Consider the following 19,793-nt stretch of genomic DNA (forward strand, 5'->3'; position numbering starts at 1 on the left):
GGTTCGCACTTGTCGGTAGGGGTGGCCACACTTCGCCCATGGGGGCACCGTTTATCGGCAGCGAGGCGCTCGGCGCAGGCGCATTGACCCGTTATGAATTGCGCACGCAGTTCGTCGCGGTCCATCGGGACGTCTACATTCCACGAGGTACCAGGCCCACCGCGGTCCTTCGGGCCAGGGCCGGCTGGTTGCGGTCGCGGCGACGCGGCGTGCTCGCGGGATTCTCGGCATCGGCTCTGCATGGTGCCCGGTGGATCGAGCCCGGGTTGCCTGCCTATCTCATCGACAACAACCATCGGCCAGCCCGCGGGATCGTCACCTGGGGTGATGCGATCGACGAGGACGAGATCTGCCTGGTCGCCGGTATGCGGGCCACCACACCTGCACGTACCGCGGTGGATCTGGCATGTAAGTTCCCCGAAGACACTGCGGTGAGCGCGATCGATGCGCTGGCCAGAGCGACCCGGTTGAAGCCGGCAGACCTCGAATTGGCCGCTGAGCGACACGCGGGCCGCAGAGGCATCAAGCAGGCACGCGCCGCACTCGCCCTTGTTGACCCGGGTGCAGAGTCGCCACGTGAAACTTGGTTGCGCCTGCTCGTCATTCGCGCGGGCTATCCACCACCAGAGACGCAACATCCCATCTACAACGAATACGGCGCGCTGATCGGCGAGGTCGACATGGCCTGGCCCGAACTGAAGACCGCCATGGAATATGAAGGGCTCCACCACACTGACCCCGAGCGATTCCGCAAGGACATCGCCCGCATCGACGAGATGATCGAAATGGGCTGGATCGTCATCCGCGTCACCGCCCGCGACGGCGAGGCGGGGGTTCTCAACAGACTCGCCAAGGCGTGGGCTTCGCGCCAGTAACGCCACGGCGAAATCCGGGCCATATTTTCGCCGTGACGTTACTGGCGCGCAGTCATCCCGGCAGGCCGATCCGGCGGTACCGGTCGAGGCGGGCAGCCAGCCGTTGCTCACCGGGCACCGCCCGCAATCCGTGCAGTTCGGTCGCGATGGCCGCCGAGAGCCGCTCGGTGAACTTGCGCGGTTCGTCGGCAGCGTCGGGATGTTCGGGCACGATCACATCGACGATGCCGTGCTCCAACAGATCCGCTGACCGGACTCCTTGGGCGGCAGCGAGTTCCGCGGCATGCTCGGTGTCGCGGTAGACAATCGCGCTGGCCCCTTCTGGCGGCAGCGGCGCCAGCCAGCCGTGCAGCGCAGCCAGTACGCGGTCGGCCGGGACCATCGCGAGCGCGGGCCCGCCACTGCCCTGGCCCAGCAGCACCGAAACGGTCGGGGTGTCCAGCGTGACGAGTTCGGCCAGGCACCGGGCGATCTCACCGGCCAGTCCACCCTGCTCGGCTTCGGTGGACAGGGCAGGCCCGGCGGTGTCGATCACCAGCACCAGCGGCAGCTGCAGCCCCGCGGCCAGTGCCATGCCGCGGCGGGCCTCACGCAAGGCGCCGGGGCCGACCAGCCCGCCCACGATGCTGCGCTGGCCGAGCACGACCGCCGGCTGGCCGCAGAACCGCGCCAACGCCAGCAGCGTCGTTGCCGCCTCACCCCGCTCGGTGCCCGACAACAGCACCCGGTCGGTGGCCCCGTGCCGCAACAGGTAGCCGACGCCGGGACGGTCCGGGCGCCGTGACGCCTGCACGGACTCCCAGGCAGGTACGTCCGGTATCGGCTCGGGTTCCGACAGAGTGGGCGGTGGCCCCGGCGGATCGGCAACCACCCGCAGGGTCCGGTCCAGCGTGTCGCGCAGCAGGGCCAGCGGCACCACACCGTCGATGACTCCGTGCGCGTGCAGGTTCTCCGCGGTCTGGACGCCTGGCGGGAACGGCTCGCCGTACAGGTGTTCGTAGACGCGTGGCCCGAGGAACCCGATCAGCGCGCCCGGTTCGGCGGCGGTGACATGCCCGAGCGAACCCCATGAGGCGAAGACGCCGCCGGTGGTCGGGTGCCGCAGGTAGACCAGATACGGCAGATGCGCCTGCCTGTGCAGTTCGACGGCAGCGGCGATCTTGACCATCTGCAGGAATGCGACTGTGCCTTCCTGCATGCGGGTGCCGCCCGAACTGGGCGAGGCCACCAACGGCAGCCGCTCGGCGGTGGCGCGCGTCACGGCGGCGGTGATGCGCTCGGCGGCCGCCACTCCGATCGATCCGGCCAGGAAGTCGAACTCGCAGGCCACCACGGCCACGCGGCGACCGAACACCGTGCCCTCGCCGGTCAGCACCGATTCGTCCAGCCCGGTTTTCGCCGCAGCTTCGGCCAGTTCGCGGCGGTAATCGTCGCTGGTCGCCACAGCGAGCGGCGACGCGTCCCAACTGCGGAACGAGCCCTCGTCGAGCACAGCATCGCGTAGGGCCAGGGCACCGATCCGACTCACACCCCGACCCTATATAGGCTTGGCCGCATGATTGGTATCACCCGGGACGGCAATGTCCTGACTCTGGAGCTGCAGCGAGCGGAGCGGCGGAACGCGCTGAACTGTGAGCTCGTCGACAGTCTGCGGGTGGCGGTGGAGAACGCCGCCGCCGAAGATGTCCGCGCGATCGTGCTGACCGGTGCGGGCACCGTGTTCAGCGCCGGTGCTGACCTGTCCGGCGACGCCTTCGCCGCAGAGCTGCCCGACAAGGCGCTTGCCCTGAACCTCGCGATCGACAAGACGCCCGTTCCGGTGATCGGCGCGATCAACGGTCCGGCCATCGGCGCCGGTGTCATTCTGTCCATGATCTGCGATCTGCGGGTCGTCGCCCCCGAGGCCTACTTTCAGTTCCCGGTCGCCAAGTACGGTCTGGCTCTCGACAACTGGAGCATCCGCCGACTGACCTCGCTGGTCGGATACGGCCGGGCCAGGGGCATGCTGCTCGCCGCGGAGAAGCTGAGCGCCGATACGGCCTTGCAGACCGGGATGGCCAATCGCATCGGCACCCTGGCCGACGCCCAGAAGTGGGCCGCCGAGATCTCCGCATTCGCGCCGCTGGCACTGCAACACGCCAAGCGGGTGCTCAACGACGACGGCGCCTACGAGGAACAGTGGCCCGCGCACAAGGAACTTTTCGACAAGGCTTGGGCCAGTCCGGACGTCATCGAAGCCCAGGTGGCACGCGTCGAGAAACGGCCACCGAACTTCACCGGAGCCTGAGGTGCTGCGCGCGGCGTTGCGGTTCGGGGCCCGATCGGCATCCCTGCTGGCCGGCGGATGGCTGCTGCGCGCGCTGAGCGGCACCCAGGCTGCCGTGGGCGCCCGCCCCGCGGCGATCCGCCCGGTGGCACGGCGCTCGCCCCAGTACAACGGCGAGGTGTTCGTCAATATCGAGCCGGCATCGGCCGGGATCAGCATGGACCGGGAGGAACGGCGGCTGCTGATCACCGAGATGTTCGGGTTCGGCCGCGCACGCGAGGAGCAGAAACAGCGGGGCGCCAGCCGTCCCCGCGGGCCGATCCCGCTGGCCGAGCCGACCGACGGTAACGCCGAGGCGTGTGCGGTGTCCTGGTACGGCCACTCCACCGCGCTGGTCGAGATCGACGGCTACCGCGTGTTGACCGATCCGATCTGGAGCCGGCGCTGCTCGCCGTCACGGGTGGTCGGTCCGCAGCGGTTGCATGAGCCCCCACTTCCGTTGGAGGGGCTACCTGCCGTCGACGCGGTGCTGGTCAGCCACGATCACTACGACCATCTGGACATCGACACCATCATGGGGCTGGCCCGCACCCAGCGCGCCCCGTTCGTGGTGCCGCTCGGCATCGGCGCGCATCTGCGCAAGTGGGGGATACCCGAGCACCGGATTGTCGAGCTGGATTGGAACGAAAGCCACCGCATCGGCGAGCTCACCCTGGTGTGCACCCCGGCCCGGCATTTCTCCGGGCGGCTGTTCCAGCGCAACACCACCTTGTGGGCGTCATGGGTCATCGCCGGTCCGGTGCACCGTGCGTTTTTCGGCGGCGATACCGGGTACACCAAGAGTTTCGCTGAAATCGGTTCCGACCATGGGCCTTTCGATCTGACGCTGTTACCGATCGGTGCCTACCATCCGGCCTGGCCGGACATTCACATGAACCCCGAGGAAGCGGTGCGCGCCCACCTCGATGTGGCCGAAGCGGGGTCGGGCCTGCTGGTTCCGATCCACTGGGCGACGTTCCGGCTCGCGCCGCATCCGTGGGCCGAACCCGTGCACCGGCTGTTGGCCGCGGCCGACCCGGCCGGCGTCGCGCTGGCCGTGCCCAAACCGGGGCAGCGGGTCGACGCCGGGTCTCCCGTGCTGGACCCCTGGTGGCAGTTGTAGCCGCTACGCGCGCCGAAGACGGTTACGGTTCAACTCATGAAAGCACTGGCCCGCGCCGCGATAGCCGCATTGTTGACGGTGGCGCTGGCCACGGCGTGTGAATCCCAGCCCGCCGGACAGCCACTCTCCGACGTCCTGCCGCCGCTGGTGCCCGCGCAGCCACTGCCGGAGAACGCCGTCGACAATGCGGTTGCCGAACTGGATGGCATCGCCGAGGACCTGATCCGCAGCTCCGGTATCCCCGGGTTGGCGGTTGCGGTGGTGCACGGTGGAAAGACCGTGTATGCCAAGGGCTTCGGTGTGCGTGACGTCCGCAACGGCGACGGCGCCGAGAATCAGGTGGACGCCGATACGGTGTTCCAGTTGGCGTCGATGTCCAAACCGCTCGCCGCCACCGTGGTTGCCCACCAGGTCGGCGCCGGCGCGATCGGCTGGGATACCCCCATCGTGTCCAAACTCGACTGGTTCGCCCTGTCGGATCCCACCGTCACCAGGATGGTCACCGTCGGCGACATGCTCTCGCACCGGTCCGGTCTGCCCGACCACGCAGGCGACCGACTGGAGGATCTCGGCTATGACCGTCGCTACGTGCTGGAGCGGCTACGCCAACTGCCATTGGCGCCGTTCCGGATCTCGTACGCCTACACCAATTTCGGGTTCACCGCCGCGGCAGAGGCGGTAGCCGCCGGAGCGCGGCAGAGCTGGGAAGACCTCAGCGCCGACGTGCTGTACCGCCCGCTGGGCATGGATTCGACGAGTTCGCGGTTCGCCGACTACCAGGCTCGTCCCGATCGCGCCGTCGGCCATATCCGGATGGGCGATCGGTACGAACCCCGGTATGTGCGCGACGCCGACCCGGAATCGCCCGCAGGCGGCGTGAGCTCCTCGGTCAATGACGTGGCGAGGTGGTTGGCCATGGTGCTGGCCGACGGAAGCGTCGACGGTCGGAAGATCGTCGATCCCGATGCGCTGCTGCCCGCGGTGACACCGCAGGTGGTGTCGGCCCGGGCGACCGAGCCGGCGATGCGATCGGGTTTCTACGGGTACGGATTCAACGTCAGCTCGACCTCGGCCGCGCGTATGCAGCTGAGCCACTCCGGCGCATTCGACCTCGGCGCGGGCACCAACTTCGTCATGATCCCATCGGCCGACGTGGCCATCGTCGCACTGAGCAATGCCACTCCGTCCGGCATCCCGGAGACCCTGACCGCCGAGTTCGCCGATCTGGTGCAGTTCGGTGCGGTCCGGCAAGATTGGCGCAAGCTCTTCGCCGACGCGTTCGCGTCGATGGCAGCACCGGAGGGCACGCTCGTCGGGAAGCAGCCCCCGGCCGATCCGGCGCCCGCCAAGACGCTCTCGACCTACGCGGGTGTCTACCGCAACGAGTACTGGGGACCGGCCACCGTCACCGAAAACGACGGCAAGCTGAACCTGGCGTTGGGGCCGAAACTGCGCGTCCCGCTCGACCATTGGGACGGCGATACGTTCACCTTCTCGTTCGTCACCGAGAACGCACCACCGGGAACCATTTCCAAGGCGACGTTCGCCGGTGACACACTGACGTTGGAGTACTACGACACCGACGGGATGGGGACTTTCACCCGATGAGCCGCTTGAGCGAAGAGAGGCAGCCTACGTGACGACAATTGCCAGCACCGGGCTCACCGATGCCGAAGTCGCACAGCGCGTTGCCGACGGCAAGACCAACGATGTGCCGAGCCGCGCCGCACGCAGTGTCTCGGAGATCGTGCGGGCCAACGTGTTCACCCGTATCAACGCCATTCTCGGTGTGCTCTTCATCATCGTGTTGTCCACCGGATCGCTGATCAACGGCGCGTTCGGCCTGCTCATCATCGCCAACAGCGCCATCGGCATCATCCAGGAGATCCGGGCCAAGCAGACGCTGGACAAGCTGGCCATCGTCGGGCAGGCGAAGCCGTTGGTGCGCAGACGGTCCGCTACCCGCGCGCTGCTGCCCAGCGAGGTGGTGCTCGACGACATCATCGAACTGGGACCCGGCCATCAGATCGTCGTCGACGGCGAGATCGTCGAGGAAGCCAACCTTGAGGTCGACGAATCGCTGCTGACCGGGGAGGCCGATCCGATCGCCAAGGACGCAGGCGATGCGGTGATGTCCGGCAGTTTCGTGGTCGCGGGCAGCGGTGCCTACCGCGCCACCAGGGTCGGCAGGGAGGCCTACGCCGCCAAGCTTGCCGAGGAAGCCAGCAAGTTCACGCTGGTCAAATCCGAACTGCGCAACGGCATCAACAAGATCCTGCAGTTCATCACCTATCTCCTGGTGCCTGCCGGGCTGCTGACCATCTACACACAGCTGTTCACCACCGGCGCCGGGTGGCGTGAATCGGTGCTGCGCATGGTCGGTGCACTGGTGCCGATGGTGCCCGAGGGCCTGGTGCTGATGACCTCGATCGCGTTCGCCGTGGGAGTGGTCCGGCTGGGCCAGCGGCAATGCCTGGTCAACGAGTTGCCTGCCATCGAGGGTCTGGCGCGCGTCGACGTGGTGTGCGCCGACAAGACGGGCACGTTGACCGAGAACGGTATGCGGGTCAGCGATCTGCGGTCGATTCAAGAGGACGACGTCACCCAGGTGCTGGCGCAGCTGGCCGCCGACGATGCCAGGCCCAACGCCAGCATCCAGGCGATCGCCGAGGCCTACCCGAGCCCGCCCGGGTGGACGGCCACCGCGACGGCCCCCTTCAAGTCGGCCACCAAGTGGAGTGGCGCGTCCTACGGCGAGCACGGCAACTGGGTCATCGGCGCACCGGATGTGCTGCTGGACTCCGCATCACCGGTGGCAGAACAGGCCGAGCAGATCGGTTCCCAGGGTCTGCGGGTGCTGCTGGTGGCCTCCAGCGATCTGTCGGTCGACGCGCCGGAAGCGCCCGGCACCGTGACTCCGGTTGCGCTCGTCGTGCTGGAGCAACGGATCCGTCCTGACGCCGGTGAGACGCTGGATTACTTTGCTTCACAACATGTGTCGGTCAAGGTGATCTCGGGTGACAACGCGGTCTCGGTGGGTGCGGTCGCGGGCAAGCTGGGATTGCACGGCGAGACCCTGGATGCCCGGCGGCTGCCGCAGGAACCAGACCAGCTCGCCGAACGCTTGGAGGAATACACCACGTTCGGGCGCGTGCGTCCGGATCAGAAGCGCGCCATGGTCCATGCCCTGCAATCGCGTGGTCACACCGTGGCGATGACCGGTGACGGCGTCAACGACGTGCTGGCGCTCAAGGATGCCGATATCGGCGTGGCCATGGGTTCGGGCAGCTCCGCATCGCGGGCCGTCGCTCAGATCGTGCTGCTGGACAACAAGTTCGCGACGCTGCCGTATGTGGTGGGCGAGGGTCGTCGGGTAATCGGCAATATCGAGCGTGTTTCCAACCTGTTCCTCACCAAGACGGTGTACTCGGTGCTGCTGGCGATCCTGGTGGGCACCGGCGGACTGTCGGCCCGATTCTTCGACACCGACCCGCTGTTGTTTCCGTTCCAGCCGATCCACGTCACCATCGCGGCCTGGTTCACCATCGGCATCCCGGCGTTCATCCTGTCGCTCGCCCCGAACAACGAGCGCGCCCACACCGGTTTCGTCCGCCGGGTGATGACGGCGGCGCTGCCGTCGGGGCTTGTGGTCGGAACTGCGACGTTCGTCTCCTACCTGTTGGCCTATCAGGGCCGCGATGCGACGGCGGTCGAGCAGACCCAGGCGTCCACCACCGCGCTCATCACGTTGCTGGTGTCCTCGGTGTGGGTGTTGTCGGTGGTGGCCCGGCCGTATGAGTGGTGGCGCGTGGGGCTGGTCGCGGCATCAGCCCTGGCTTACCTGGTGATTTTCTCTCTGCCGCTGGCACAGCACTGGTTCATGCTGGATCCGTCGAATCTGGCGCTCACCTCGATGGCCCTGGGGATAGGCCTGCTCGGTGCGGCCCTGATCGAGGCGGTGTGGTGGGCCCAAGGTGCTTTGCTGGGCGAGCGGCGGCGCTTGTGGAGATAGCTGCAAACGGCAAGAATGAGGGCGCTTGCAACAAATAGGGAGGAACAATATGGGGTTCATGGAGAAGGTCAAGAGCTGGTTGGGGCAGAACCCCGACAAGGCCAGCGGTGCGATCGACAAGGCCGGTGATTTCATCGACCAGAAGACGCAGGGCAAATACGCCCAGCACATTGACAAGGCGCAAGACGCGGCCCGCAACTATGTGAACAAGGACAATCCGGACCAGCCGCAGCAACCGCAGCAGCAGCAGCAACCGCCGCAGCCGCCCCAGCAATAACCTATGGCGAAACTCTCGGTCTCCGTCGATGTCCCATTGCCGCCGGAGAAGGCATGGGATTACGCCTCTGATCTGTCCCGCTACGACGAGTGGCTCAGCATCCACCGTGCCTGGCGGTCGAAGTTGCCGGAAACCCTCGAAAAGGGCACCGTCATCGAGTCGATCGTCGAGGTGAAGGGCATGCTGAACCGGGTCCGCTGGACATTGGTGAATTACAAGCCGCCGGAGTCGTTGACGCTCAACGGCGATGGTCGAGGTGGGGTGAAGGTCAAGCTGATCGGCAGGATCAAACCGGCCACCGTCGACGGCGGCGAGGGCGCCACCGTCGGCTTCGACCTGCATCTGGGTGGGCCCGCACTGTTCGGACCGATCGGCATCGTGGTCTCGGCTGCGCTCAAGGGCGATATCCAGCAGTCACTGAACAAGTTCAAGGAACTGTACGCCCCGAGCTGAGTCCATTTCTCCCGCGAGCAGACGCTGCGGTACCCCGAAACCGGGTTTTCGGGGACCTACGCGTCTGCTCGCGCTAAACCGTCAGCAAGATCCACGCGGCCGCGATGGACCCTAAAGTGGCCGCGCCGTAACAGCACACCGCGATCACTCGGTCGAACCGGCCCAGTTGCAACCCGTGCTCGACCGTGAACCGGAATCGGTGCGCCCAATGGAACAACGACAGCGCGAGAACGCCGAGCAACGCGATTCTGCTCAACGGATGCCGCGCTACCGCGAGCAAGTGGGCGTGGTCCGGCGCGTCGAGCAGACCGAGCGGAAACGCCACGCCGAACAGCAGCAACATCACCGGAAGTACCAGCGCGGCCATCATGCCGCCCGACGAGAACAACAGCCACAGGTACGGCTCGGGGGAGCGACGTGTGCGGGCATTCATACCAGCACCACCCACGCGACGATTGCCGAGATCATCAACCAGGCTGCGTAATGGCCGATCAGCACCGCCCCTGCCGGAACGCGACGCCCACGTAGGTGAATCGCCATCGCTCGCGGTGCCAGATTGAACCAGGTGACCGTATGGAGCAGCAGGAAGGCCAGTGTGACGACATTCAGCACGACGACAACCGGGTAGGTGCTGAAGTTCTGAAATCGTCGGTACGCGTCCCCGCCGCCACTCACGGCCGACACCAATAGCAGCACATACACCACGGACCAGGCCACAAACACACAGCTGAGCTCGCGCAGCATGAACATCCGGTAGGACTGCCGTTTGGCCCACCAGAATCGGGGCACCGGCGCACGGTAGTGCGATGTCGGGGCCGTCATCGCGCACCCCTCGGGAGGAGCAGGTCTTTCAGTGAATGCTTTGCGGCGGTGAGTTTGTACTGCTGGATCGCGCCGGCCGGATCGACACCTTTCGGGCATGCCGTCGAGCACTCGCCGACGTAGGTGCATGCCCATGCGCCGTCGGCGGCGGCCAGCACGTCCCGACGATCGGCCTCACCGGAGTCGCGGGAGTCCAAGTTGTAGCGCTGGCCCAAGGCGATTGCCGCGGGACCGAGGAACCCGGGCTCCAGCGCGTAGACAGGGCAGGCCGAATAGCACAGCATGCAGTTGATGCACATACTGAACTGCTTGAATTCGTCCAACTCAGCTGGGGTTTGCAGATATTCGCCGTCCCCGACTGACAGCTCGTCATCGCGGATGATCCAGGGTTTCACCCGGGGCAGTTTGGTCATGAAGTCGCTGATGTCCACGACAAGATCGCGGATCACCGGAAAGTTCCGCATGGGCTCCACTCGCACCGGCCCCGGTAGATAGTCGACGAGGAATGTGGCGCAGGCCAGTTTGGGGTCGCCGTCTATGGTCATGCCGCAGCTGCCGCAGATGCCCATTCGGCAGGACCAACGGAAGCTCAGTGTCCCGTCGAGGTGGTCCTTGATGTAGTTCAGCCCATCCAGCACCGCCCATTCCCGGGCGAGCGGGACGTCGTAAGCCTGCATCACCGGCTCGGTATCGGTGTCCGGTCGATACCGGGCCACTTCCATGACAATTCGTTCGGCACTCATGTGTCATCTCCCGTACACACGCTCGCCGGGCGGCCAGCGCGTAATCGTGACCGGCAGGTAGTCGACGCGCGCCGATCCATCGGACTCCCGATGGATCAGGGTGTGCGCGAGGTAACGGTCGTCGTCGCGGTGCGGAAAATCGGTGCGTTGGTGCGCGCCTCGGGATTCCTCACGGCGTAACGCGGATTCGACGATCGTCTGGGCGATATCCAACATCCCGGACAGCTCCAGTAGTCCGGTCAGCTCGGTGTTGAAGGTGAGGCTGTGATCGTCGATTCCGGCTTTGCGAAAACGCTCCTGCAGCTCTCTGATTCTGTCTACAGCCCCGGACAGCGTGGGTCCATCCCGATAGATCCCTGCCGCGGTCTCCAACACCGACTGCATCTCGGTGCGGATATCGGCAATCCGTTCGCCACCCTCGCTGTGCCGCTGCAGTTCTCGTCGCAGTCGTCGTTCCTCGGTGCGGGCCTGGGCGTTCACCGCCGACGACGCGGCGGGCGCACCACTGACGTACTCCGCCGCGGCCCGCCCCGCCCTGGCCCCGAACACCAACAATTCGGGAAGCGAATTGGAGCCCAGCCGATTGGCTCCGTTGATGCTCACACAGGCCGTCTCACCTGCCGCGTACAGACCCGAAAGTGGTGTACTGCCGTTGATGTCGGTGTGGACACCGCCCATCATGTAGTGCACGACCGGTCGCACGGGGACCAGCTCGCTGACCGGGTCGATGTGCTGGTAGTCGCGGCACAGTTCCCGCACGAACGGCAGCTTGGTATCGATGAGCTCCGCACCGAGGTGCCGCAGATCAAGGTAGACGACCGGACCATAAGGGGTTTCGCCCGTCCGGCCCAGATCCAGTTCGTGCACGAACGCCTGTGACAGCCGGTCACGCGGGCCGAGTTCCATGCTGCGCAATTTCGGCTCCGGGGTAGGCGTCCCCAGGTCGTAATCCTGAAGGTAACGGTAGCCGTCTTTATTGAGCAGCCAACCTCCTTCCGCGCGGGCGGCCTCGGTGATCAGGATGCCGGTGAAGGGCAGCCCCGTCGGGTGGTACTGCACGAACTCCATGTTCTTCAACGGTGCGCCGGCCCGCAATGCCAGCGCCATCCCGTCACCGGTCTTGATGTTGGCGTTGGTGGTGAACGGGAACACCCGCCCACACCCGCCGGTACACACGATCACCGCTTCGGCCAGGATGGTCTCGATGCGTCCGGTGGCCAATTCGACGGCGACCAGCCCGCGAACCACTCCATCGTCGACGAGCAGCGTGGTAGCGAACCACTCGTCGTAACGCGTGATGTCCGGATACGCCAGCACCCGTTGAAAAAGCGTGTGCAACAGGTGGAATCCTGTTTTGTCGGCGGCGAACCAGGTACGGAGCTTCCTCATCCCGCCGAAGGCGCGAACAGCGATGTGCCCGTCCGGCTTGCGACTCCACGGACATCCCCAGTGTTCCAGTTGCATGAGCTCGAGTGGCGCTTCTGCCACGAATGCCTCGACCGCATCCTGATCACACAGCCAGTCGCCGCCGGAGACCGTGTCATATGCGTGCTCGTCGAAGCTGTCGTCGGTGCCCGCCACCGCCGCCGCGCCGCCCTCGGCTGAGACGGTGTGGCTGCGCATCGGGTACACCTTGGACACGATCGCCACTGTCAGCCCGGGGTTGGTTTCGGCGATCGCGATGGCGGCGCGCAACCCCGCGCCGCCTCCACCGATCACCACGATGTTGTGCGCGGCCGTCATCGCTGTGACTCACACTTCGAATGCCTCATGTTCTCCGCAGCGTTCGTCCCGCAGCAGCTTGCCGTCATGCCGAACCGTCCGGATGTGCACGCATCCGTCGTGGTAGACGTGCCGCGATTGACGGCAGCCACACGAGAATCTGAGGTCGTCGTAGTTCAGGCCGTCGTCGTCACTCTCGATGTGGTGATCGCCCTCGGCCATGCGCCCACAGGGCGCCTTCTGCTTCGGAAAATGCGTGGTCGTGGCGGCCATGAGCACGCCTCCTCGGCTCCGGAATAGTGATCCAGATCACATAAGAGTATTCCTGTCAAGATGCCTGCGTCCATGCCTTCGGCTAAGTGATCCAGCCGGGCAGTGGCATGATGGCCGCGGTCCGTTCTGGCCCGGGGAGGTGCGAATCCGCGATGTTCGACCGAGCGAGATTCGTGATGGGGTTTGTCGGTGCCTATGGGAGGTCGCGTAAGGCCGGTGCCGCGCACGCGGCGGCCCTCGAAGCCGCTGCGCACGGCCTGCTCGATCAGAAGCTGGGGAGTAGCGGCGCAGCGGATCCAGCGCATACCGCCGTTCCCGCACCCGTTGCGGAGATTTGGCGCGATCCGCAGGGAGCTTGTGCCTTGGACGACGGAGCATGGTTTGGTGATGGATCGTTCGAGATCACGAAGTCTCATATCAGCCTGCTGCGGCAGGCACGATTTGCCTGGGACGGCGTCGAGCGGGGCGGGCCGATGTTGGATTCGGAACGACCCTATGGTCGCAGGGATCTTCTTGCGCAGCTTGTCGAAGTGTTCGGATCAGACGACGCGGATGATCTAGCACGCCGGCACGTGGAGATGTACTTCGTGCTTGCGCGCGCGTTGAAGCACGGCACGCTTGCCCCCGGCCGGTATGCGCTCGGCAATCTCTGCCCGGCCGACGTGCGCGACGCGATGCGCGGCTATGACGGTGACGATGGCGTGACCGACGTGGATCTCGGCATTGACTCCGACGGGCGTGTCACGCTCACTGACGACCATTTGCGGCTCGCGCGAGCCATGGATATCCGGTGGCCATCGAGTTCCCGCTGCCAGGATCACCTCGACATGGGCGGATACCCGGCGGCTGCGGCCGATCCGAAGCGGCCCTATGGCGACTTTACGTTCATCGAGGTGGATATGGCGCGTATTCTCGGCGTGCTTCCGCCGCGCTCGGCGAGCGATGAGGCCGGGATTTTCGAACCGGGAACTGATCTTGCGCACCGTCTTCAGCGGCTGCACTGGCAGATGCTGGTCACCATGCAGGTGTTCGTCGAGCACGCGCTGCTCGCACCGGGCAGCTACCGGCTCGACACGTTTGCCTAACGCATCGAAGTAGCTGAGATGTGGGTGCGCAACTCCCGTTTGAGCACTTTGCCGTAGCTGTTCTTCGGCAGCGCGTCGATGAACTCGTAACGCTTGGGCCGTTTGAACCGGGCGATCCGCTCGATCAGGTGGGCGTCGAGTTCGGCAGGCTCGACGCCGGCGGCCCCGCTGCGCACGATGAACGCCACCACGACCTCGCCCCAGTCGGGATCGGGCGCCCCCACCACGCAGGCTTCCGATACGCCCGGATGTTCCAGGAGCACCTCTTCCACCTCGCGCGGGTAGATGTTGCTGCCGCCGCTGATCACCACATCCTTGGACCGGTCGCGCAGGGTCAGGAACCCGTGTTCGTCGAACGATCCCATGTCGCCGGTGTAGAGCCAGCCGTTCCGCAGGGCGGCCCTGGTGGCGCCGGGGTTGTTCCAATAGCCCGACATCACTGCGTCACCGCGACAGACGATTTCGCCGATCTCCCCGACGGAAACGGGGGTGCCGTCCCGGCCCAGTACCGCAACCTGCATACCCGCGCGCGCATACCCGACAGATCCCAGCACGGCGTCGTCAGCCGTGTGGTCGCGACGGCGCAGACCGGTGATGGTCATGGGGGATTCACCCTGGCCGTAGATCTGCGCGAACACCGGGCCGAGTGCGTCGAGCGCCTTCTTCATGCTGTCGACGTACATCGGGCCGCCGCCGTAGACGATAGCGCGCAGGTTTTCCGGTGCCGGCCTGCCTGTTTCGACGAGCCGCTGCACCATGGTGGGCGCCAGGAACGCCGATGATCCTGGGTGACAGGCACACAGATCGAGAAACTCGTCGGGCACGAATGCGCCCGATGCCGGGATCACCTGGCGTGCCCCGCGCAGCACATAGGGCGGCACGTACAAGCCGGACCCGTGCGACATCGGCGCGCCGTGCACCAGGCTGCAGTTCTCGTCCGGGTCGTCGATATCGGCGAGGTGCGCAACCGTCATCGCCATCAGGTTGCGGTGGGACAGCATGGCGCCCTTGGATTTACCGGTCGTGCCGCTGGTATAGAACAACCACGCCAGAGTGTCGGGGTCGGTCGCCGGCGGCACCGCGGGTTCGGTCTCGAACCGACCGGTGTACGCGTCGCTGCCGATCTCCTCGACCGGCACGTCCAGCTCCAGGCCTGCGGCGATCTTGGCCGAGGCGAACACCTGTGACGCACCGGAATCGGCGACGATGTCGGCCATCTCCCGCGGATGCAGCTTGTAGTTGATCGGCACGTACACGCATTCGGCGGCCCAGATCGCGAACATGAGTTCCACGATCTCCGGACGATTCTCACTCGCGACGGCGATACGCGCGCCCCGGTCGCCGAGGGTCTGCACCGAACCGGCCAGCCGCAGCACGCGTTCGCGCAGCTGCGACCAGGTCCACAGTTGCCGCTCACCGTCGAACACCGCGCCCCGGTCACCGAAGCGCGAGGCGGACTGGTCAAGTACGGCGAAAAGGTTCATCGCGCCGTCCATTCGGAGTTCAGGGCAAAATCCGAGAGGTACTTCGTCGAGCTCCAGCCACCGTCGACGACGATGGTCTGCCCGTTGATGAAGCTGCCGCCGTCCGAACACAGGAAGGCGACCGTCGCGGCGATGTCCTCGATCCGGCCCAGCCGCTGATGCGGTGTCATCTCGGTGTTGATCTTGCGGAACCGGTCGTCTTCCAGCCGGGTGGCCACCATCGGGGTGAGAGTGACGCCGGGAGCCACGGCGTTGCACCGGATTCCCTGAGCACCGTACTGGCAGGCGATGTGGGTGGTCAGCGCGGTCAGCCCACCCTTGGCCGCCGAGTATGCGCCCCCGCGCAGCCCGCCGACGACGGCGAAGGTGGACGACACGTTGATGATCGCCGATCCGGGGCCCATGTGCGGTATGACGTCGCGGGCCAATCGAAACGGTGCCCGCAGCATGAGACCCAGGAAATAGTCGAGGGTTTCATCGTCGGTCTCGTGCAGCGGCTTCGGGCTGCCCACACCGGCGTTGTTCACCAGAAAGTCGACGTGACCCCAACGGGACACCGCGGCCTCCACGATGCGCTGCGGAGCATCGTCGGCGGTGAGATCGACGGCGAGCGTGTCGATCCGTTCCGGATCGACCTTCTTCAGTTCGGCGAGCCGTATCTCATCGCGACCGGTGCCCAGCACCGCCATGCCTGCCGCAGCGAGCGTGGTGGCGCACCCGAAGCCGATGCCGCTGCTGGCTCCCGTGACGATCGCTACCTGCATGTCAATCCCTATTCGTGAGCTGTGCACGGATGCGGTGCTTCAACACCTTGCCTGCGTCGTTCTTGGGTAGCCCATCCCAGATCTCCACCTGCTCAGGCGCTTTGAACCGGGCGAGGCCCCGCTCGCTCAGGAACCCACCCAGATCGGCCACGCCCGGCCCGGCACCGCAGGACGGCACGATCACCGCGCAGGCCCGCTCCCCGGTACGTGGATCGGGCAGCCCGACGACGGCGATCTCGGCGATGCCCAACTCACCGACCAGGATGTCTTCGAGCTCCTTGGGCGAGATGTTCTCGCCGTTGCGGATGATGAGGTCTTTTGCCCGGCCGGTCACCATGAGATAGTCGCCGTCCACCCACCGCCCGAGGTCGCCGGTGCGGAAAAAGCCCTCGTCGTCAAAGGACTCATCGTTGTCCTCGGGATGCAGGTACCCCACCAGCATCTGAGGCCCGCGGGCGCGGATTTCACCGGAAACCAGCCGGACGTCGGCGATCCCGGGGCGGCCGTCGGTTTCGGCGGCGTGTTCCACATCGCCGTGCTGCAGCGAACCGACGGTGGTCACCGGCACCTCGGTGGACCCGTAGACCCGGCTCACCACGGCGCGCTCGAAGTAGGCGGTGGCACGCCTGATCAGCGACGGCGGTACGGACGCCCCACCGCAGATGAACACCTTCAGATCGGGCAGGCGGGTACCGGCCCGCTCCGCGGCGCCCAGTAGCTGTTCCAGAAACGGTGTCGCCCCGGCCATGTGGGTACACCGGTCTGCGGTCATCAAGCCGACACCGTCGTCGGCATCCCACCGCTGCATCAGTACCGCGGTGGTGCCCAGCAGCAGCGGACACTCGAACGCGTAGATGGAACCGCCGATGTGCGCGACGGGTGAGGGCACCAGGAACGTGTCTCCAGCCTCGACCAGCCAGTGTTCGGCGAGCTGGCAGATCAGCGCGGTGATCGAATTATGGCTGTGCAGGACACCTTTGGGTCGTCCCGTGGTGCCCGAGGTGTACAGGATCATCCGCACGTCCCCGGGGTCGAGCAGCGGAAGTTCTCCGTCCGGCGCACCCAGTTCGGCAAAGGGCCTGTGTGAACCGGGGTCGCCACGCAGCACCACCACCTCGGGCGGCGACGCGATCTCGGCGCACACCCGCGTCAGCATGGCCGCGTAGTTGTGGTTGCCGAACTGCGCCGGGATGAAGATCGCCCGGCTGCGCGCGTCCTCAAGGATGAACTGCAACTCCCGGTCCCGCAGTGAGGGCAGGATCGGGTTCACCACCATGCCTGCCAGCGTGCTCGCGAGGTAGACGACCGCCGCCTCGTGCCAATTCGGCAGCATGAAGGAGACCACGCTGCCCACAGGCATCCGCTGGACCAGGTGGTGGGCCAGTGTGGTTGCCTGGGTGCGCAGTTCACGGCAGGTCAACCGGGTGTCACCGTCGACGAGCACCACCCGGTCGGGGGTGTGCAGGGCGGCGTCGGTCAATGCGTCGGCCAGCGTGGGCCAGGTGTGGGCGGCCATGGTGTCAGCCCTTGACCCGGTGCATGGTCATGGCATGCCGGAACCGGTCCGACGGATGCGTGTTCACGGTGACCTGGGCGATCTCACCGTCGGACGTGGTGTAAGTGCGTTGCACCTGCAGGGCGGCGCTGCCCGGGGCGACCTGGAGGAGGTCGGCCAGGTCGGAAGAGGTCGAGATCGCCGAGATCACCTGGTGCACCTCGATGATGCTCACCCCGAAGAGGTCCTCGATGAGGGGGAAGATGGGGCCGGAATGCCGCTGCAACAGCCGGCCGACCGCGGCGAACGAACGGTTGATGTAGTACTCGGTGCGGCATACCGGCGCGGTATCGACGTCGGCCTGCCGGTAGCCACGGACCGCGAGCCACTGTTCACCCACCGGCAGCCCGGTGCGGCTCGCCAGGTCCTCGTCGATGGTCACCATGGCATTGGATTCGATGGTGAACTGCGCGCCGGTTGCGAACGCCAGCAGGTCGTTGATCGACATGACGTCCTGGGCATAGGAGTTCGCCGCCGCACGCGGAACGACGAGGGTGCCCGTCCGGGGCCGCGACGACACCAGGTTGTCGTCGCGCAGTCGGCGCAGTGCCTCCCTGACGGTGTAGCGGCTGACCTCGAAGCGTTCACACAGTTCGTGCTCGGTGGGCAATTGGGAGCCCACCGGGTACACCCCGTCCACAATCTCCTTGCGCAGCGTGCGCGCCACCTGCAGGTAGCGATGCTCCGCGGGGGTGACGGTCATCTTGGCCGCAGCGCCACTACGCTGCCATCGCCGTCGGCCGAAACATACAATGTCCCACCACTTCCCGCGGCGATACCGGCGAACGGCCCCTGCGGGCCGGAGAACGGCGGCATGCCCTTGAGGGGTTTTGGGACCACGCCCGGTGGTGGTCCGACCGGCAGCCCGCAGGCGATGGTGCTGCGGGTCGCGGTGTTCAGGTCGTAGGCGATGAGTTCCTTGGTGCCTGCGTCGACGATGTAGAGCACACCATCGCGCACGAGAATGCCCTGCGGCGTGTGCAATCCGTCGACCAGCGGCGTCGTGTCTGAACTGGTCACGCGGATCACGGCGCCGGCGACGGAGACCAGTGGTGCGCGGTCGGGGCCGAAGGTCACGCCGACCGGGTGATCGAGCCCGTCGGCGAGCACTTCGACCGCGCCGGAACGTACCGCGAGCAACCGTCCGGCGCCCTGCTCGACGACCACCGGTGTGCCGTCCGGCGCGAGCGCGACGCCGTAGGGCTGAGCGACCCCCTCGGCGAGAACCTCGCTGCGCGCGGCCTCCGGCTGGTACCGGATGACCTGGTCACCGGCCGTGGTGACCACGAACTCGCCTGGGCCCGAGGCGATCACACCTCGAAGAAATCCCGGATAGCCCGGTGAGAACAGCATGCCCACGGTGTTCAGTCCGCCGTCGGGACCGACCCGGTAGAAGTAGGTGCCGTCAGCGACATACAGATCGCCCTCGGCGCCGACCGTGAGATCGAGCGGCCAGTTCAGCCCACCCCCGAGCACCGTGCGGGTCTCGCCGTCGCTGAGAATCTCGGTGATCTCACCGGTGAAGTTGGAGACGAACAGCCGGTCGCCGACAAACGTGAGGTTGTCCAGGCCGGGAGTGAGCTGGGCCAGCAGGGTCTGCTCGCCGTTGCGTGGATCGATGCGCAGCACCTGACCGCTGGCGACCTGGGTGGACACCAGGAGACCGGCCGAGTCGAACTTGACCGCATCCGGCACGCCGAGGCCACCGGCCACCACCTGGGCCTCGCCGCCGGACGGGTCGATGCGCCAGATTTCGTTGGCGCCCATCACCGGGAAATACAGCAGGCCGTCGGGGCCGACCTCCATGGCGTTGGGGGAGGGCACGTTCTCCAGCAGCACCCGTGGGGCGCCCCCGGCGAGGTCGAACTCCATCAACCGGCCACCTTCGCGGCATTCTCCGATGAACAGCCGACCCTGGTGGAACGTGATGCCGTTGGCCGACGGCACGTCGTCGCGCAGTACCCGGGTCATCCCGTTCGTCTCACGCATGCTGACCCGGCCGTCCATCACTTCGGTGGCGTAGAGGTTGCCGTGTTCGTCGAACGCGACGTCGTCGGGAGCGACGATGTCGCCACCCCTGGCGCTGACGGTGTCCAGCCGGCCGGTTTCGGGGTCCAAGGCGCTGATCTGACTGCCGGTCACCTGGGCCACGTAGATGCGGCCGTCGGCGGCGGTGCGCAGACCGTTTGCGCCGAACAGCCGGCTCGGCGCGGTGACCCGCTCCAGGCGCCAGCCTGCCGCGGCCGACGGACTGGCGGTGTACCTGGCGTCCTGGACCGACGGCGAATTCATGGTGTCGG

Annotated in this window: 19 protein-coding genes; 8 read left to right on the top strand and 11 right to left on the bottom strand. The window is 66.4% G+C overall.

Annotated features, from left to right (window positions below):
* The first annotated feature begins 38 nt into the window (after positions 1-38).
* On the top strand, positions 39-875 hold the full coding sequence (locus M1247_RS33430) for a type IV toxin-antitoxin system AbiEi family antitoxin (RefSeq protein WP_317160740.1): 837 nt from the start codon (positions 39-41) through the stop codon (positions 873-875).
* A gap of 52 nt (positions 876-927) precedes the next feature.
* On the opposite strand, the gene M1247_RS33435 is transcribed toward M1247_RS33430, so the two are convergent.
* Positions 928-2,403 (bottom strand): carboxyl transferase domain-containing protein, encoded by a 1,476-nt coding sequence (locus tag M1247_RS33435; protein WP_317160741.1) that lies wholly within the window; start codon positions 2,401-2,403, stop codon positions 928-930.
* A gap of 27 nt (positions 2,404-2,430) precedes the next feature.
* Between M1247_RS33435 and M1247_RS33440 the strand changes: the two genes are divergently transcribed.
* Genes M1247_RS33440 through M1247_RS33465 form a run of 6 tightly spaced genes read left to right on the top strand, consistent with a single transcriptional unit; the run spans position 2,431 to position 9,045 of the window.
* Complete coding sequence (locus tag M1247_RS33440) at positions 2,431-3,162, top strand: enoyl-CoA hydratase (protein ID WP_317160742.1); 732 nt, start codon at positions 2,431-2,433, stop codon at positions 3,160-3,162.
* Between the two features lies 1 nt (position 3,163).
* The gene (locus tag M1247_RS33445) at positions 3,164-4,303 is read left to right on the top strand and encodes an MBL fold metallo-hydrolase (protein WP_317160743.1); all 1,140 of its coding nucleotides are present in this window, start codon (positions 3,164-3,166) and stop codon (positions 4,301-4,303) included.
* A gap of 36 nt (positions 4,304-4,339) precedes the next feature.
* On the top strand, positions 4,340-5,911 hold the full coding sequence (locus M1247_RS33450) for a serine hydrolase (RefSeq protein WP_317160744.1): 1,572 nt from the start codon (positions 4,340-4,342) through the stop codon (positions 5,909-5,911).
* Positions 5,912-5,939: 28 nt separating this feature from the next.
* Positions 5,940-8,315, top strand: a complete 2,376-nt coding sequence (locus tag M1247_RS33455; RefSeq protein ID WP_317160745.1) for a cation-translocating P-type ATPase — start codon at positions 5,940-5,942, stop codon at positions 8,313-8,315.
* A 58-nt stretch (positions 8,316-8,373) separates the two neighbouring features.
* Complete coding sequence (locus M1247_RS33460) at positions 8,374-8,592, top strand: antitoxin (RefSeq protein WP_317160746.1); 219 nt, start codon at positions 8,374-8,376, stop codon at positions 8,590-8,592.
* 3 nt (positions 8,593-8,595) lie between these two features.
* Complete coding sequence (locus tag M1247_RS33465) at positions 8,596-9,045, top strand: type II toxin-antitoxin system Rv0910 family toxin (RefSeq protein WP_317160747.1); 450 nt, start codon at positions 8,596-8,598, stop codon at positions 9,043-9,045.
* Between the two features lie 73 nt (positions 9,046-9,118).
* Here the strand turns inward: M1247_RS33465 and frdD are convergent, their stop codons facing one another.
* The 5 genes from frdD to M1247_RS33490 are packed head-to-tail and all read right to left on the bottom strand — an operon-like array spanning position 9,119 to position 12,605.
* Positions 9,119-9,478, bottom strand: coding sequence for a fumarate reductase subunit FrdD (gene frdD / locus M1247_RS33470; RefSeq protein WP_317160748.1), 360 nt, complete (start codon positions 9,476-9,478; stop codon positions 9,119-9,121).
* Complete coding sequence (locus M1247_RS33475; protein ID WP_317160749.1) at positions 9,475-9,867, bottom strand: succinate dehydrogenase/fumarate reductase transmembrane subunit; 393 nt, start codon at positions 9,865-9,867, stop codon at positions 9,475-9,477. Before M1247_RS33475 ends, frdD begins: the two co-directional genes overlap by 4 nt.
* Complete coding sequence (locus tag M1247_RS33480) at positions 9,864-10,610, bottom strand: succinate dehydrogenase/fumarate reductase iron-sulfur subunit (RefSeq protein ID WP_317160750.1); 747 nt, start codon at positions 10,608-10,610, stop codon at positions 9,864-9,866. The genes M1247_RS33475 and M1247_RS33480 overlap by 4 nt, the downstream gene beginning before the upstream one ends.
* A gap of 3 nt (positions 10,611-10,613) precedes the next feature.
* Positions 10,614-12,353 carry a fumarate reductase (quinol) flavoprotein subunit gene (gene frdA, locus M1247_RS33485; RefSeq protein ID WP_317160751.1) on the bottom strand — a complete coding sequence of 580 codons (1,740 nt, stop codon included), beginning with the start codon at positions 12,351-12,353 and terminating at the stop codon, positions 10,614-10,616.
* A gap of 9 nt (positions 12,354-12,362) precedes the next feature.
* A complete protein-coding gene (locus tag M1247_RS33490; protein ID WP_317160752.1) occupies positions 12,363-12,605 on the bottom strand; it encodes a hypothetical protein in 243 nt (80 codons plus the stop codon).
* A 152-nt stretch (positions 12,606-12,757) separates the two neighbouring features.
* On the opposite strand from M1247_RS33490, the gene M1247_RS33495 reads away from it, so the two are divergent.
* Positions 12,758-13,690 carry a hypothetical protein gene (locus M1247_RS33495; RefSeq protein ID WP_317160753.1) on the top strand — a complete coding sequence of 311 codons (933 nt, stop codon included), beginning with the start codon at positions 12,758-12,760 and terminating at the stop codon, positions 13,688-13,690.
* Here M1247_RS33495 and M1247_RS33500 read toward each other — a convergent pair.
* The 5 genes from M1247_RS33500 to M1247_RS33520 are packed head-to-tail and all read right to left on the bottom strand — an operon-like array spanning position 13,687 to position 19,785.
* Positions 13,687-15,174: an acyl-CoA synthetase gene (locus tag M1247_RS33500; RefSeq protein ID WP_317160754.1), complete on the bottom strand. Its 1,488-nt coding sequence runs from the start codon at positions 15,172-15,174 to the stop codon at positions 13,687-13,689. The genes M1247_RS33495 and M1247_RS33500 overlap by 4 nt on opposite strands.
* Positions 15,171-15,938, bottom strand: coding sequence for an SDR family NAD(P)-dependent oxidoreductase (locus tag M1247_RS33505; RefSeq protein ID WP_317160755.1), 768 nt, complete (start codon positions 15,936-15,938; stop codon positions 15,171-15,173). The genes M1247_RS33500 and M1247_RS33505 overlap by 4 nt, the downstream gene beginning before the upstream one ends.
* A 1-nt stretch (position 15,939) precedes the next feature.
* A complete protein-coding gene (locus M1247_RS33510) occupies positions 15,940-17,454 on the bottom strand; it encodes an AMP-binding protein (RefSeq protein ID WP_317160756.1) in 1,515 nt (504 codons plus the stop codon).
* A 4-nt stretch (positions 17,455-17,458) separates the two neighbouring features.
* On the bottom strand, positions 17,459-18,196 hold the full coding sequence (locus M1247_RS33515; protein WP_317160757.1) for a GntR family transcriptional regulator: 738 nt from the start codon (positions 18,194-18,196) through the stop codon (positions 17,459-17,461).
* Positions 18,193-19,785 carry an SMP-30/gluconolactonase/LRE family protein gene (locus M1247_RS33520; protein WP_317160758.1) on the bottom strand — a complete coding sequence of 531 codons (1,593 nt, stop codon included), beginning with the start codon at positions 19,783-19,785 and terminating at the stop codon, positions 18,193-18,195. The genes M1247_RS33515 and M1247_RS33520 overlap by 4 nt, the downstream gene beginning before the upstream one ends.
* Between the last annotated feature and the right edge of the window lie 8 nt (positions 19,786-19,793).

Origin of the sequence: Mycobacterium appelbergii, from assembly GCF_032883035.1 — a bacterium.
Classification (GTDB): Bacteria; Actinomycetota; Actinomycetes; order Mycobacteriales; family Mycobacteriaceae; genus Mycobacterium; species Mycobacterium appelbergii.